Below are 14,493 nucleotides of genomic sequence, written 5' to 3'. Positions count from 1 at the left end.
TATACGCAATAACAAGGCTTAACTACAGCTCTTCTGTCCACTTGGAAAAGCTTGGCGGGCCTCCACCCGTCCCTCCCCCACTAACTTCATAATCAGCAAGGTCAGCTACATACTCCAAGGCGCCAGCCCCAGACATCACGACTTTTTGTGCACGTAAACCACCATATAAGGCACCGCTTCCGCCAATGTCTACATTCGAACCGGGAGCGTAGATAGCAGCATAGGTATCGTTACTACCTCCGATGGTTATACCACTACGGCTGTCAATTTGCTGGTAAGTGCTATATATGCTCACAGCAGGACGACTAATACCGGCGCTATCTTGGCGCATGAAGCTTTCTGAATTTAGCGCTAATTCACTACCCGCTGAGAGCGTTACTTTACCGCTAACATATAGGTTTAAAATGGCACCTTCTGAAATCTCTAGCGAAGTATTACCGCCCAGATCAAAGTCGCCATCCACAAAAAGATTGACTGTTCCGTCCACCACCAATCGCTGTAAGCGACCGCTAGTCTTTAAATCTTTATCAATGTTTAGCGATGTTTCCCTACCGGTTACACCAAGATAAGAAGTGGACGCATCTTGACTGCCACTCCCGCCAGTGAAGTTAAAGGTATTGTTATTTTCCTGGTAATAGTGTTTCAAGCCCTGCTCTTGCAGCCATTGGCCAGCGCCCACCACATTCAATGCAGATGCAACCCTCTCAAAATAGGAACGATCATTTTCGTCATCGTCCAATATACCCAAACTGTCACATGATTCAGAAAAACGGTAACCATCATCACCACTTTGATAATTCTCTACCCTTTGCTGATGCTGATTTCCCCACCAATCAGGATAAACAATGTTGCCTCCCACCGACGCGCTGTCTGGTGGTGGAGGATTGCCATCAATGATCAGGTTGTTTCCAGCGATCACGCCACCGACTATGCGAGCGCTCCCCCGTAGTGTTATGTCCTGACAAGAAGTAATCGCTGAGCCGAATGGTTGCTGCATTTCTGCATCCGCAACATACCGCAATAAAATAGCCTTACTCTCGGCTCTACCACGTTGTGTACTCCCAACGATGCCTTTTGCTATGACATAGCTTCCATCGTCCAATGTTAACGGAATATAGATACACTCAAATTGGCCATCCCTCTCACAGCTAAAATTGAGCGCACTTTGATTGGCTGAAAACTGCTCATTAAGCTCATCCCAACTCAACTCTAACAAATCACTCAAAGAATGAGTGGAGTTAAAGAAAGCCAGGCTATTTTCATCCACGGCTTCTGCTGCAGCAATTTCGGCATTCATTCTCGCCTGCATAGAGGCTCGATAATTACCCGCCAGTCGTTCATCAATCAACGCACTCTGCATTCCCGACATGCCTAACATTAGCGCTCCAGCGAGCAGTGCCATAACAATTACTAACGCTGCGCCTTGCTGCTGTTTCATGAAGTAGGCTCTTGTGGTGAGATCGCTTTATCTCGCTCGCTGATGGTAAAGGTGATGTGGTCGCACGTGGCATCCACGCCTTCTCGACAATCACCAATGGGCAATGTGACTATATGAGACACACCATTACCACTGGATACAGAAAGCGTCGGACAGGCTGTCTCGTCATCAAACTGGGCAAGATCAACTGTTGGTTGGCTTTGATCCTCATTCTGTAGAACACAGTAATGACGCGTATCGCTACCAGAGCCACGCTCATCTGAGACGATAGCGTAGTCACCAATATCTCCTTTACGACCTGCTTCAGCCAGGGTACTTACCGCAAAAATTAATGTCTCTTGTTTACGGCTGACCTTGTCAACAGTTTGAAACGTTTGAAAGGTCGTTAAAAAAAGTTGACCAGCCCCCAGGATAATCACCGTGCCGATGGCCATTGCGACCATTAGTTCCACTAGGGTAAATCCATATTGATACTGTTTCATTACTGCACCTCAAGCCTTGGGAGGCGGAAGGTGTAGTCGAACTCATCATTCTCGTCATCGCCAAGAATCAGGATCACATTAAAGCGGCACTTGTCTTCGCCGTTGCCTCTGCCGATGCCGCTTTCGCCTTTTTTGGCATTGCGAAGCGGGTTTTGGTCGTTATCCTTAAACCAATCATCTTTCCACGCGTCCTCGACAGCTGAGCTGTCGATATCCTCACAGGTTTCGCCTGGGTTTAGCGTGGTCAACGCCGCCCAAAGCCGCTCCTGGGCATCCACGGCAGCGACGCTTGCCAGCGAACGCTGGTAGCCAGCATTGGCGCTTTGCAGCGCTTTAAGCTGCATGGCGGCAACGCCAATCAGGCCAATCGAGAGAACCACCAGCGCGATGAGCGCTTCTATTAAGCTAAAGCCGCGCTGAGAGTTCATGACTCACTCTCCTTTCTACGAATGCTACCCGTTGTGCGAATCAACAGCGTTACAGGCGTAGCTGATACATTTCCTCCCATCGTTTTTAGCGTCACTTCGCAGGGTGAGTCAGGGCAGTTGGAAATGTCGGCGTCGCCCAAGCTTTGAAAGGTGAGCGAAAACGCTTGGGTAGGCGAGGTTATATTAGCGGACTGCCCTACTCTTAGTATCTGACTACCTGCCCCGCTTTCCACCACCCAATAGCAGCCTCCCGAGTAACGGTAACGGATACTCTCTTCATTGTTTTCACCCGAATCGTCCTCTATTTCATTATTTCTACAGGATGCAGGGCGGCGGTTTGAAGCAGGCGCATCAGGGGGTGAAAAGAACACCGACATATCGCTGCGTTGTTTGATCGCTTCGCTGCGGGCAAAGCTCAAGACAGAGATGATTTCATTGACGTCGCTGGCTAGCTGCTGACGGGCAAGAAAGCCCGTAAAAGCGGGAACCGCCATAACAGCAATGATCGTTGCGATGATCAGTGTGACCAACAGCTCAATCAGGGTAAACCCGCGCTGTTTATTCATTTCACCAGCAGGCATTGGGTAACCTTTCGCCGCTCGAACTTAAGGTTATATCTTCTTCACAACCATCATCTTGGGGGGTATTCGCGGTCAGTAGGTAGCCGTTACTGCTGGGATAGATTTTAATCGTGTAGTTCTTTTCGGGGGAGTAAGAGGGATCGTCGAGCGGGCAACCGCTATAAGAGTAAGTCCGTGTATAACAACGTTCAAGCTCCGAAGCGGCTTGCATAAGACCCGCATGGGCGTCGGTTCGAACTGCTTTTTGCACGTAGCGGGTATAACTGGGGTAGGCAATTGAGGCGACGATGCCGATGATCACCAGCACAATCATTAACTCAATGAGGGTGAAGCCGCGCTGGCCCCTCAGCAAAGAACGGCCAGAAAAAGAGTGAGAAACATAAGACACGCGGCTTCGCTCCTGTATTAGTTAGCTCATACCGTTTCAGTATGTCGCAAACCAATACGCATTGCACCACGACGCAAGTTTCTAGCTGCTGGCAATCACCTTTTCACGCAATTCTTTCGGCATGGAAAATGTGATGGTTTCTTCGCGACCCTGTAGCTCTTCAGGTAGTGCAGCGCCCATGGTTTGCAGCTTGGCAATCACGCCTTTGACCAATACTTCAGGGGCACTGGCGCCCGCGGTTACGCCAATGCGTGAAACATTCTCAAGCCACTGCGGGTCGATCTGATCGGCGTTGTCGATCAAATAGGCGGGTGTGCCCATACGCTCCGAAAGTTCACGTAGGCGGTTTGAATTTGAGCTGTTGGGGCTGCCCACCACCAACAGTAGATCGCTTTGGGCGGCTAGTTCGCGTACTGCATCCTGGCGGTTCTGCGTGGCGTAGCAGATATCATCATTGCGCGGCCCCTGAATCTCGGCAAACTTCTCGCGCAGCGCATCGATCACCTTGGCGGTGTCATCCATTGACAGCGTGGTCTGGGTCACAAAGGCCAGCTTTGAGGGATCATTCACCTCCAGCTTAGCGACGTCTTTTTCATCTTCTACCAGATAGATATGCCCACCGTGGGAGGTGTCGTAACGCCCCATGGTGCCTTCGACTTCCGGGTGGCCTTCATGGCCGATTAGAATGCACTCTTGGCCGCGCTTGGCATAGCGCAGCACTTCAAGGTGAACTTTGGTCACTAGCGGGCAGGTGGCGTCGAATACCTTCAGCCCCCGCCGTTCAGCATCGGCCTGCACCGCCCGGGAAACACCGTGGGCAGAAAAAATAACGATCACGTCGTCTGGCACTTCATCCAGTTCTTCAACAAACACAGCCCCGCGGGCGCGCAGTGTTTCAACCACAAAGCGGTTATGGACGACCTCGTGGCGCACATAAATGGGTGGCCCAAACACATCCAGTGCGCGGTTGACGATATCGATGGCGCGATCCACACCGGCGCAAAAGCCACGCGGATTGGCTAACTTGATCTGGATGGGCTGTGATTGCGTCGATTGCATAGTAGCGCCTTGATGCGTAAGCGGCATCGCTTAGTGAATTAATGCGTTGTCACCGGCTTGACGTCGAGCACTTCGACCTCAAAAGTGAGCGTGCGGCCTGCTAACGGGTGATTGAAGTCCACCTCGATACGATCACCGTCAATGGTTTTGACCACACCTGGCAATTCCGTTCCCGCTTTATCGGCAAACGACATTACCATACCAATTTCCGGGGCTTCATCACCAAAATCTGCCCGTTTCAGGGTCTGAATATTTTGCGGGTTGTGCTGACCAAAAGCATGCTCGGGGGTTATCTGAAAGGTACCCTCCTGACCCGCTGCCAACCCTTTAATCGGATGCTCAAAACCGGGCGGCAAATTTCCGTCGCCAAACTCAAACGTGGCCGGTGCTTTGTCTTTGGTAGAGTCCACCAAAGTGCCATCTTCCAGCTTTAGGGTGAAGTGCAGCGTCACTTCCATGCCGTCATCAATACGGTAGTCGCTCATTGCAGCTCTCAATGTACAGTTGTTCTCAACGTTCGATTAATGGGAAGCCTTGGCCGCTTTTTTGCGTCGCCGCTCCCCTATAATGGATTCCCAGATTAAGGCGACCGCCCCCAGGGTAATCGCTATATCCGCCACGTTAAACGCCGGGTAGTACCACCCTGCGGCGTGAAACGATAAAAAGTCGACCACATAACCATGCACCAGGCGGTCGTAGAGATTGCCCAGCGCACCACCGATAATCAGCGGTAGTGCTATCGCCAACAGCTTTTCGTCGTTTTTGATCCGCGCAAGCCACACCGTCAGCGCCACGCTGGCCCCCACAGCAATAATGGCGAAGAACCAGCGCTGCCAGCCGGGATGCGTAGCTAAAAAGCTGAATGCAGCGCCCGTGTTGTGCAGCAGCGTCAGGTTAAAAAACGGCAACACGACTACCGGCTGGGCATAGCCAAGTTGACTACTGGCTATGTACTTGGTGACCAGATCCAAGGCAATCACCGCCACCGCTAGCCACAGCCAACGCAGCGGCCGCTGCATCGTCGGCCGTGCGTTTGTATCGCTAGGTGTGTCTTTGCTAGGCATGTTTTTATCAAGCATAGTAGCGAATCTCACCGCTTCCCTCGGGGAGGTTGCTGATACAGCGGCCACATAGATCAGGATGATCCGCATGGGTGCCTACATCCGGGCGATGGTGCCAGCAGCGTTCGCACTTGGTGTTACCGCTTACTTTAACCGCGACTTTCAAGCCTTCAAGCTCTGTCGCTTCCGCTTCTACATCACCGGCTTCAGCAAGCGGTTTCAGCGTCACTTCGCTGGTGAGCATGACAAAGCGCAGCTCGTCACCCAACTTGGCCAGCATCGCCTGCAGCTCGTCGCTGACATACAGGGTGACTTCAGCGGCCAGGCTGCCTTTGATGACTTTGGCATTCCGGGCATCTTCCAAACACTTGTTGACCGAGTGTTTGACCTCTAGCACCTGTTCCCAGAAAGCACGACCCATGTCGGCGTTATCATCCAAACGACCCAGGTCAGTGTAGTAGGTCTCTAGCAGTACGCTGTCGCCGCGCTTACCGGGGATATTCTCGTGGATCTCTTCGGCAGTGAAGGAGAGAATCGGCGCGACCCAGCGGCTCAGCGCCTCTACCACATGATATAGCGCGGTTTGCGCACTACGCCGCGCCAGTGAATCGGCCTGGGTGGTGTACTGGCGATCCTTGATGACATCTAAGTAGAAGCCACCCAGCTCCCGGGCACAGAAACCGTGCACTTGCTGGTAGACATCCAGGAAGCGGTATTCTTCATAGGCTTTTTCGATCCGCGCCTGCAGTTGGTAAGCACGATCCACCACCCACTGATCCAGCGCCAGCATATCGCCAAACGCTACTTGGTTTTTCTCTGGGTCGAAGCCGTTAAGATTCGAAAGTAGGAAGCGCGCAGTGTTACGAATCCGCCGATACACATCGGAGGTGCGCTTCAAAATCTCGTCGGAGACGGCCATTTCACCGGAGTAATCGGTAGACGCCACCCACAACCGCAGAATATCGCCGCCCAGCTTATCCATCACTTCCTGGGGCGCGACGACGTTGCCTAGCGATTTAGACTGCTTGCGGCCCTGGGAGTCGACGGTAAAACCGTGGGTCAGCAGCTGGCGATACGGCGGATGACCGTCAATCGCCGTACCGGTCAGCAACGACGAGTGGAACCAGCCGCGGTGCTGGTCAGAGCCTTCCAGGTACAAGTCAGCCCGCGGGCCACTTTCATGGCCGTGCGGATGTGAGCCGCGCAGTACGTGGCGGTGGGTGGTGCCGGAGTCGAACCAGACATCGAGTGTATCGGTGACTTTGTCGTACTCAGCCGCTTCCGCGCCCAACAACCCTGCCGGGTCGAGCTTGAACCAGGCATCGATACCTTCTTGCTCAACGCGTTTGGCGGCCTCTTCCATCAACCCAACGGTGCGCGGGTGCAGCTCGCCCGTTTGCTTGTGTAGGAAGAACGGGATCGGCACCCCCCAGTTACGCTGGCGGGAGATACACCAGTCCGGGCGGTTGGCGATCATGCTGTGCAGACGAGCTTGGCCCCAAGCGGGGGTAAACGCGGTGGCTTCGATACCTTCCAACGCGCGCTCGCGCAGAGTTTTGCCATCTTTGCCTTGAATATCCATGCCCACAAACCACTGCGCCGTGGCACGGTAGATCACCGGCGTTTTGTGGCGCCAGCAGTGCATGTAACTATGTTTGATAGGGATGTGCGCCATCAGCGCATTCACTTCGCGCAGCTTTTCGACGATCTGGGGATTGGCTTTCCAAATCATCTGGCCGCCGAAGAACGGCAGGTCGTCTACGTAAACGCCATTTCCCTGCACCGGGTTGAGCATGTCGTCGAACTCCATACCATGCTCCCGGCAGGTGATAAAGTCATCCATGCCGTAAGAGGGTGCGGAGTGAACGATACCGGTACTGCCCACTTCTGACTCGACGTACTCGGCCAGATAGACAGGCGAGAGCCGATCATAAAACGGGTGTCGGAAATTGATCAGATCAAGATTCTTGCCTTGAGTGGTGGCAATCACTTCGCCTTGTAACTCAAAGCGCTCTAGGCAGCTTTCTACCAACTCTTCTGCTAACAGCAGCAAGCGCTCACCAGTATCGACCAGCGCATAGGTAAATTCAGGGTGAACGTTAAGTGCCTGGTTGGCTGGAATGGTCCACGGCGTGGTGGTCCAGATAACCACTGCCGCTGGCTTGGCCAGTTCGCTTAAGCCAAAGGCTGCGGCGAGTTTATCGGCATCTTCCACTGGGAAGGCCACATCAATAGCGTCGGATTTTTTATCCGCGTACTCAACTTCGGCTTCCGCCAGTGCCGAGCCACAGTCAAAGCACCAGTTAACCGGCTTCAAGCCTTTAAAAACGTAACCCGCATCGACCATCTCGGCCAGCGCACGGATCTCACCCGCTTCGTTGGCGAAATCCATGGTGCGGTAGGGGTGATCCCAATCGCCAATAATGCCCAAGCGCACAAAGTCGGCCAGTTGGGTTTCAACTTGCGCCCCAGCGTATTCACGGCAAAGCTCACGAGCGTGCTCTGGCGCCAAGTGCTTGCCGTGAGTAGTCTCTACTTTATGCTCAATGGGCAAGCCGTGGCAGTCCCAACCCGGTACGTAGGGGGCGTCGAAGCCGGCTAAATTCTTCGATTTAACGATAATATCTTTGAGGATTTTATTAACGGCGTGACCAATATGAATACTGCCGTTGGCGTAGGGAGGGCCATCGTGCAGTACAAACAGCGGCGCACCCGCGCGCGCTTCCCGCAGGCGCTGGTAAATGTTCATATCCTGCCACTGGGAAACCCGCCCTGGCTCTTGCTTTGGCAGCATGCCGCGCATGGGGAAATCAGTTTCAGGCAAATTCAGCGTGTGCTTATAATCCATGGTCTGGTCAGCCGTTGTTAGTATCGGCGTCATCCGCCGAAGAAGAATCAGAAGAAATCGTATCACGCCCAAGCGGGGCCGAGGCCAGCGGAAGAGAATAGTCTTGTTCAGCGCTCTCTTGGTCATCGCTGCTTTGCCCACCTATTGCCGCCGTTAAATAGTGGCGGGCGCGGGCCTGATCACGTTCAATTTGCGCTTTGAGTGCCTCAAGGTCGTCAAACTTCACCTCACCCCGCAGGCGCGCGCAGGGATACACCGTCATGCGTCGGCCGTAGAGGTCACCTTTAAAATCCAGCAGGTGCACCTCCAGCGTTGGCCGTTCCGAACCTACCGTAGGGCGGAAGCCCACATTCGCCACTGCTGGGTAGCGCTCGCCATTTTCAAGTTCAGCCACCACCGCATAAACCCCACGCAGCGTTAATGGCTGGGGCATCAGCGGCAAGTTAGCAGTCGGTACGCCAATGGTGCGCCCCAACTGCTGGTCACGAACAACGCGGCCATGTAACGAATAGGCACGGCCCAGCAAACGCGCAGCGGCAGAAAAATTGCCGCTAGCAAGCAAGGTACGCACTCGCGAACTGGAAACCCGCTCGTCATCTTCAGTAAAGGTGCGGGTGTGCTCTACACCGAACCCCTGTTCGCGTCCGACCTCCGCCAGCAGGGCAAAATCGCCGCGGCGGTCACAGCCGAAGCGAAAATCATCACCCACGACCAAGTGTTTAACGCCCAGCCCATCAATCAACACCTGATCAATAAACTCACGCCCGGTAAGGCTGCGCAACGCATCGTTAAACGGCAAACAGAGTACTTGCTCAGCGCCAAAATCGCGCAGCAGGCGCACCTTCTCACGCAGCCGGGTTAAACGCGGCGGCGCTTGATCACCGGCAAAAAATTCACGCGGCTGGGGCTCGAACACCACCACTGTTATCGGCACACTCCAGCGCGCCGCATGCTCGCGGCACTGCTGCAGGATGGCTTGATGGCCGCGATGCACCCCATCGAAATTACCGATGGTGGCAACGCAGCCACGATGAGCCGCTTTCAAGTTGTGCAGACCTCGAATGACGCGCATGGCACCTCAGCCGTTGGAGGACATAAAGCCTCTGATTATAACGAACCCACACCCCAGGATGCAGTGTTATGAGTGCATTTTAAAATGACGAACGCGCAAACCCAGTGCCGCCAGCCACGCGAAGTAGAGCGAGCCGCCCAGTACCACTAGCCCGGTGACCCAGCTTATCCGTTGCCAAAGACCAAACGCGAGCCAAGCCTGCCAGTCGGGCGCAATAAAATAGAGTGCCGCACACATTAACCCACTACCACCCAATAGCTGCACAGAATAGCGCTTCCAGCCCGGCTGAAAGACCAGCACTCCCTCCTTATGCAGCAAGTAGCCCAGCAGGCCAGCGTTTAAGAAGGCAGAAAGCGCGGTGGCTAACGCCAACCCTGCGTGGGCCAGCGGCCAAATCAGCAGAAGGTTAAACACCATATTAGCGACCATGGCGATAATGCCTACTTTCACCGGGGTTTTGGTGTCTTGGCGAGCAAAAAAGCCCGGTGCCAATACTTTGATCAGCATAAAGGCTACCAAGCCGAAGGCGTAAGCGCGCAGACTCATGGCCGCCATCTGGATGTCGTTGTCGGTCATGGCCCCGTAATGGAACAGCGTAATCAACAGCGGCTCGGCCAATACCGCCAGCGCCAACGCTGCGGGCAAGCCTAACAGCAATACAATACGGATAGCCCAATCGAGCATCGCCGCAAAGTGCTCTTTGGACTGGTCAGCATGGCGTTTAGACAGCGCAGGTAGAATCACCGTGCCAATGGCCACCCCAAACACGCCCAGCGGTAGCTCCACCAAGCGATCCGAATAGTAGAGCCACGACACGCTGCCCGCCGTCAGCAGTGACGCCAAAACGGTATCCAACAGCAGGTTAATTTGCGAGACCGACACCCCAAACAGCGCAGGCCCCATAAGCTTCAGTATGCGCCGCACGCCCTCGTGGGCAAAATTAGGCCAAGGCGTGGGCATTAACCCCAACCTCAATAAAAACGGCACCTGAAAAACCAGCTGGGCCGCCCCGGCGATCAGCACGCCCCAGGCCAGCGCCATGGCGGGTTCTTCCATGAGCGGCATTAAAAACAGCGCTGCACCAATCAGCGAAAGGTTTAGTAGCACCGGGGTAAACGCGGGTACCGCAAAGCGGTTCCAGGTGTTCAATACACTGCCTGAAAACGCGGTGAGCGAAATCAGCAATAAATAGGGAAACGTTAAGCGCAGCATATCCGCGGTCAGCGACAGCTTTTCCGGCTCGCTGCCAAAACCGGGGGCGAACACCCAAATCAGCCACGGCGCGCAGAGCATGGCCACGGCGGTAATCAGCGCCAGCACTGCCGTTAAACTACCTGCAGTGGCGTTCAGCAGTTCGCGTATCTCATCCCGGCTACGCTGAGTGGAGTACTCTGAAAGCACGGGCACAAAAGCTTGATTGAAAGCCCCTTCGGCAAACAGACGGCGCAGAAAATTAGGGATCTTAAACGCCACGAAAAACGCATCGGCGCCATCCCCAGCCCCTAAGAAAGTAGCAATAACCACATCGCGCGCCAGCCCCATCACCCTCGACAGCATGGTCATGGCACTGACCACAAGACCCGAGCGCATTAGTCCACGGCGGACTATTGCGGTGTTTGAAGATGTGTTGGGTGCTTTCTTCGCTGTCATAAGCTATCCAGAAAAACCGTCTAGAAAACCGTCTAGAAAAACTATCCAGAAGAACTATTCAGAAAATGGATCTAGAAAATCATCCAGACACAAAAAAACCGGCCGCAGCCGGTTTTTTTTTGGCGCCTGCCGGCTTACGCCGCCAGTGCCTTAATACGCTTGTTCAAACGGCTCTTCAGGCGAGCTGCTTTCTTCTTAGACAGCACGTCTTTGTCTGCAATACGGTCAACGACCGGCTGCATTGCCTTGAACTCTTCCATTGCCTTGGCGTGGTCGCCGGTGCTGATCGCTTTCACTACACGCTTGATGTAGGTGCGGACCATGCTACGCTGGCTGGATTTCAGGACGCGACGGTTCTCGGCCTGGCGGGCGCGCTTGCGAGCTTGCTTGCTGTTCGCCACAGGGTATCTCCTTGGAGAATAAAGGTTGCCGATAAAACGGCAACGAAATTAAATATGTGTTCGTCGGCTGCGCTGTCACAGCGCGACGTTTCCGCAACAATCCATTTCCAAAACAACCAATTGTTTTGGCTGGGTTATCACCCTACCAAAGTGTGTAACAGGCAGTCGAAATAAGCTGCCCATTCACGGGACTTGTCTGAGAGGATGGCGTAGTCTATCACGCGTTAGGCGTGCTTGCTAGCAGCGCATTGACAAGCACAACATATAATACTAAAAGCAGGTTGCCCTTGGGTACACCTACTCACAGGAAACATTTCAGTGCCACTGCGACGCTTACTCACTCGCCTACTGTTAGCCATTTGCATACCGTTGATTTTAGTATCGACAACGCTGCTGCCTGTGCTCCATGTCCATATGGAGTCCCGACTTGATAGCCTGCGTGCCGAAGCAAAAATCTTGTTAAACGTCGGCCAAGAAACATTAACTCGCGATATTAATGAAAGCCTAACCTACGCGCTAGCGATTGCCGAAATGCCTGAATTAAGGCGGTACTTAGCATCCCAAGACAGGGCAGCACTCATTGATCAGCACAATTCGCTTAGTGACTTATCGCAGCTTTCTACTTTTTTAAACACGCTGATTAGTCACAATCCCCGCTATACCAAGCTGGTACTAATTGATAACCAGGGAAGCGAAGTGCTCCGCGCGCCCAAAAGCAATGAAACGGGGCCACGTGTGAATGGCACTCATCATGCTTATACCGACTACTTCCAAGAAGCGGCCTCACTGCTACCGCGCGACCTCTATATCTCACCGCCGGGTCGTAATCTGCAATTTGAACTATTTGGTAACGAAGTGATCCCGGTGGTCAACGTTTCTACCCCTATCTTTGATGCGACGGGTGCACGCCGTGGCGTGGTGCTTTTAAGCTTAAATTGGAGCTACCTCACAAGCGCCCTACGCCAAGCTATGCTGCTTGAGCAAAGTGCCAATACGCTTTTAATCGACGCCCAAGGACGGTGGCTGTTAGATGAAGGCATCCCGCCATTAAATACGACTAGCTTTGGAAGTGATTTTGCCACCCTCGCACCTGACTATTGGCAAGCTATGCAGCAGCGCAATGCTGGCCATGCCACGGTAGATAACCATCTATTACGCTTTCAAACTGAAGATATACGCACCCAGCGCTATCGTAGCCTGTCGGGCTCTATCTTTAGTGAAAATGCCTACTACCCTTGGAAACTGGGCGTATCACTGCCGCGACCTACTTGGCGCTCGCTGATAGAAGAAGAGACTACCGTGCTTTGGTTTCTGTTATTGACCTACGGTGTTGCCGTCGCCTTCGGAATATTTTGGGCATTCAGCAGCCAACGCCAACGCGAGTTGCGCCAAGCAGCCCAGCGCCACGCCCATGAAGTAAGCGACCTGTATGAAAATGCCCCTTGCGGCTACCACTCGCTCGATACAACCGGTCGAGTGATTAAAATGAACCGCACCGAACTCACCTGGCTTGGCTACTCCGACGAAGAAGTTATCGGTCACGTCACTTACCGAGAATTGATCACGCCAGAAACTCGTGACCATTTCGACAAAGCCTTCGAAAACGTAAAAAACAATCAACCAGGTAGCGCAGAATGCAGCCTGCTAACGCGTAATGGCGAGCAGCGCCACGTCATGATTAAGGCCTCCGCCTTTTATCGCGATGGCCAGTTTGTGCATACACGTGCCACCGTGTTTGACCTTACCGAACGCAAACAACTTGAAGAAAAACTACGCGCCCAAGCCATGACAGACCCACTGACGGGGGTATTCAACCGGCGTTATTTACAGACCCAAGCGACTACCGAGATGTCACGGGCACGAAGGGAAAATAACCCTATCGCACTCATCGCCATTGATATTGACCACTTCAAGCACATTAACGATGAATATGGTCATGATGTTGGTGATGACGTACTAACAAGCTTTACGAAAATAGTGGCTGACTTGCTTCGCCAAGAAGACTTGCTATGCCGAGTGGGCGGCGAAGAGTTTGCTATTTTACTTCCCAATACCTCGCTTTCACACGCTGAACAGGTAGCCGAGCGTATACGCAGCACAGTGGCTGCTACCCCTATTAACGCATCAGAAGAGCGCTCAGAAAAAATGCTTTGGCTGACCGTATCACTTGGGGTAACCGCTATTTTAACCAATGAAAAGGGACTGAAGCCTGCCCTAAAACGCGCAGACATAGGCCTATACCAAGCTAAAGAAAACGGCCGTAACCAAGTAGTCGTTAACGCGGGCTAGCCGACTTGCCCCACACCATAAAATCGGGATTAAGCACTTGCTCGGGGTTTGCGTAGCTAAGCGGTTGATTGTCAAACGTAACAACGCGACCGCCAGCCTGCTCTACAACTGCCTGTGCAGCACCCGTATCCCACAAACTGGTTGGCCCAAACCGCGGGTACACATCGGCATTGCCTTCTGCGATAAAACACGCTTTAAGCGAACTGCCCATAGACCGAAGCTCATGCTTACCCAACTCACCAAGCCATGCCGACAAACGCGAATCCGCGTGGGAGCGGCTTCCCAGCACGCGCCACGGCTGCCCTGATAACGGAGGCAATGACGCCATGATCGGCTGCCACTGCCCATCAGCATCGACTTTAAACGCGCCTAAACTTTCGGCGGCTAGATAGCTAAGCTTCAAGGCGGGCGCCACCACCACACCAAGCACCGGTCGGCCCTTTTCAATCAGGGCAATATTGACGGTGAATTCATCGTTACGCTTGATGAACTCCTTGGTGCCATCCAACGGGTCGACCAGCCAATATAAGCCCTGCGCGTTGGCGCCTTTAAAGCTCTGGGTATCCTCTTCGGAGAGTATCGGCACATCAGGGGTAAGCGCCTGCAAGCCACGGGCAATCATCTCATGGGCGGCTTTATCCGCCTCAGTGAGCGGGCTTTTGTCGGCTTTAAACTCAACGGCGAAGTCTCGACGATATACCAGCATGATCGCCTCGCCCGCCTCCCAGGCTAATTGCTCAACACTTTTTAGCAATGCCTTGGTAATAGTGGGCATATTAACCTCAAACAGTCGGGC

The 14,493-nt window shown here is 53.5% G+C and carries 14 protein-coding genes; 1 reads left to right on the top strand and 13 read right to left on the bottom strand.

All coding sequences use genetic code 11. The features are described 5' to 3' along the window. Positions 1–22: 22 nt before the first annotated feature. From KUC_RS19090 to rpsT, 12 genes are all read right to left on the bottom strand, one after another. Positions 23–1,438, bottom strand: coding sequence for a pilus assembly PilX family protein (locus KUC_RS19090; RefSeq protein WP_007112882.1), 1,416 nt, complete (start codon positions 1,436–1,438; stop codon positions 23–25). Next, positions 1,435–1,920, bottom strand: a complete 486-nt coding sequence (locus tag KUC_RS19085) for a PilW family protein (protein WP_007112881.1) — start codon at positions 1,918–1,920, stop codon at positions 1,435–1,437. The genes KUC_RS19090 and KUC_RS19085 overlap by 4 nt, the downstream gene beginning before the upstream one ends. Further along, complete coding sequence (pilV, locus tag KUC_RS09060; RefSeq protein WP_007112880.1) at positions 1,920–2,348, bottom strand: type IV pilus modification protein PilV; 429 nt, start codon at positions 2,346–2,348, stop codon at positions 1,920–1,922. The genes KUC_RS19085 and pilV overlap by 1 nt, the downstream gene beginning before the upstream one ends. Then, positions 2,345–2,929: a GspH/FimT family pseudopilin gene (locus KUC_RS09055; RefSeq protein WP_007112879.1), complete on the bottom strand. Its 585-nt coding sequence runs from the start codon at positions 2,927–2,929 to the stop codon at positions 2,345–2,347. Before KUC_RS09055 ends, pilV begins: the two co-directional genes overlap by 4 nt. Next, the gene (locus tag KUC_RS09050) at positions 2,916–3,317 is read right to left on the bottom strand and encodes a type IV pilin protein (RefSeq protein ID WP_085940827.1); all 402 of its coding nucleotides are present in this window, start codon (positions 3,315–3,317) and stop codon (positions 2,916–2,918) included. The genes KUC_RS09055 and KUC_RS09050 overlap by 14 nt, the downstream gene beginning before the upstream one ends. 81 nt (positions 3,318–3,398) lie before the next feature. Beyond that, complete coding sequence (ispH, locus tag KUC_RS09045; RefSeq protein WP_176459041.1) at positions 3,399–4,376, bottom strand: 4-hydroxy-3-methylbut-2-enyl diphosphate reductase; 978 nt, start codon at positions 4,374–4,376, stop codon at positions 3,399–3,401. Between the two features lie 38 nt (positions 4,377–4,414). Then, complete coding sequence (gene fkpB, locus KUC_RS09040) at positions 4,415–4,861, bottom strand: FKBP-type peptidyl-prolyl cis-trans isomerase (protein ID WP_007112876.1); 447 nt, start codon at positions 4,859–4,861, stop codon at positions 4,415–4,417. A gap of 36 nt (positions 4,862–4,897) precedes the next feature. Beyond that, a complete protein-coding gene (gene lspA / locus KUC_RS09035) occupies positions 4,898–5,455 on the bottom strand; it encodes a signal peptidase II (protein ID WP_371827728.1) in 558 nt (185 codons plus the stop codon). Next, complete coding sequence (gene ileS / locus KUC_RS09030) at positions 5,448–8,285, bottom strand: isoleucine--tRNA ligase (RefSeq protein WP_007112874.1); 2,838 nt, start codon at positions 8,283–8,285, stop codon at positions 5,448–5,450. Before ileS ends, lspA begins: the two co-directional genes overlap by 8 nt. Positions 8,286–8,292: 7 nt before the next feature. Further along, the gene (gene ribF / locus KUC_RS09025; RefSeq protein ID WP_040480042.1) at positions 8,293–9,357 is read right to left on the bottom strand and encodes a bifunctional riboflavin kinase/FAD synthetase; all 1,065 of its coding nucleotides are present in this window, start codon (positions 9,355–9,357) and stop codon (positions 8,293–8,295) included. A gap of 66 nt (positions 9,358–9,423) precedes the next feature. Then, a complete protein-coding gene (gene murJ / locus KUC_RS09020; protein ID WP_040480039.1) occupies positions 9,424–11,007 on the bottom strand; it encodes a murein biosynthesis integral membrane protein MurJ in 1,584 nt (527 codons plus the stop codon). A 134-nt stretch (positions 11,008–11,141) separates the two neighbouring features. Further along, positions 11,142–11,408, bottom strand: coding sequence for a 30S ribosomal protein S20 (gene rpsT, locus KUC_RS09015; protein ID WP_008959243.1), 267 nt, complete (start codon positions 11,406–11,408; stop codon positions 11,142–11,144). Between the two features lie 318 nt (positions 11,409–11,726). Here rpsT and KUC_RS09010 point away from each other — a divergent pair, with 318 nt between their 5' ends. Beyond that, positions 11,727–13,697 carry a sensor domain-containing diguanylate cyclase gene (locus tag KUC_RS09010; protein ID WP_007112869.1) on the top strand — a complete coding sequence of 657 codons (1,971 nt, stop codon included), beginning with the start codon at positions 11,727–11,729 and terminating at the stop codon, positions 13,695–13,697. Here KUC_RS09010 and cysQ read toward each other — a convergent pair. Further along, the gene (cysQ, locus tag KUC_RS09005; RefSeq protein WP_007112868.1) at positions 13,684–14,472 is read right to left on the bottom strand and encodes a 3'(2'),5'-bisphosphate nucleotidase CysQ; all 789 of its coding nucleotides are present in this window, start codon (positions 14,470–14,472) and stop codon (positions 13,684–13,686) included. The two genes, KUC_RS09010 and cysQ, sit on opposite strands and share 14 nt — an antisense overlap. Positions 14,473–14,493: the final 21 nt, after the last annotated feature.

This window comes from Vreelandella boliviensis LC1 (assembly GCF_000236035.1).
GTDB classification, from domain to species: domain Bacteria; phylum Pseudomonadota; class Gammaproteobacteria; order Pseudomonadales; family Halomonadaceae; genus Vreelandella; species Vreelandella boliviensis.
The sequence above is the reverse complement of the archived record's forward strand: the minus strand, read 5'-3'. Positions and strand labels throughout refer to the sequence as shown.

What these genes read in the sequence shown, in the direction of transcription:
- lspA (WP_371827728.1), bottom strand. Translation starts at nt 5,455, where the DNA reads ATGCTTGATAAAAACATGCCTAGCAAAGACACACCTAGCGATACAAAC.
- ribF (WP_040480042.1), bottom strand. Translation starts at nt 9,357, where the DNA reads ATGCGCGTCATTCGAGGTCTGCACAACTTGAAAGCGGCTCATCGTGGC.
- ileS (WP_007112874.1), bottom strand. Translation starts at nt 8,285, where the DNA reads ATGGATTATAAGCACACGCTGAATTTGCCTGAAACTGATTTCCCCATG.
- cysQ (WP_007112868.1), bottom strand. Translation starts at nt 14,472, where the DNA reads ATGCCCACTATTACCAAGGCATTGCTAAAAAGTGTTGAGCAATTAGCC.
- murJ (WP_040480039.1), bottom strand. Translation starts at nt 11,007, where the DNA reads ATGACAGCGAAGAAAGCACCCAACACATCTTCAAACACCGCAATAGTC.
- fkpB (WP_007112876.1), bottom strand. Translation starts at nt 4,861, where the DNA reads ATGAGCGACTACCGTATTGATGACGGCATGGAAGTGACGCTGCACTTC.
- KUC_RS09055 (WP_007112879.1), bottom strand. Translation starts at nt 2,929, where the DNA reads ATGCCTGCTGGTGAAATGAATAAACAGCGCGGGTTTACCCTGATTGAG.
- KUC_RS19085 (WP_007112881.1), bottom strand. Translation starts at nt 1,920, where the DNA reads ATGAAACAGTATCAATATGGATTTACCCTAGTGGAACTAATGGTCGCA.
- ispH (WP_176459041.1), bottom strand. Translation starts at nt 4,376, where the DNA reads ATGCAATCGACGCAATCACAGCCCATCCAGATCAAGTTAGCCAATCCG.
- pilV (WP_007112880.1), bottom strand. Translation starts at nt 2,348, where the DNA reads ATGAACTCTCAGCGCGGCTTTAGCTTAATAGAAGCGCTCATCGCGCTG.
- KUC_RS19090 (WP_007112882.1), bottom strand. Translation starts at nt 1,438, where the DNA reads ATGAAACAGCAGCAAGGCGCAGCGTTAGTAATTGTTATGGCACTGCTC.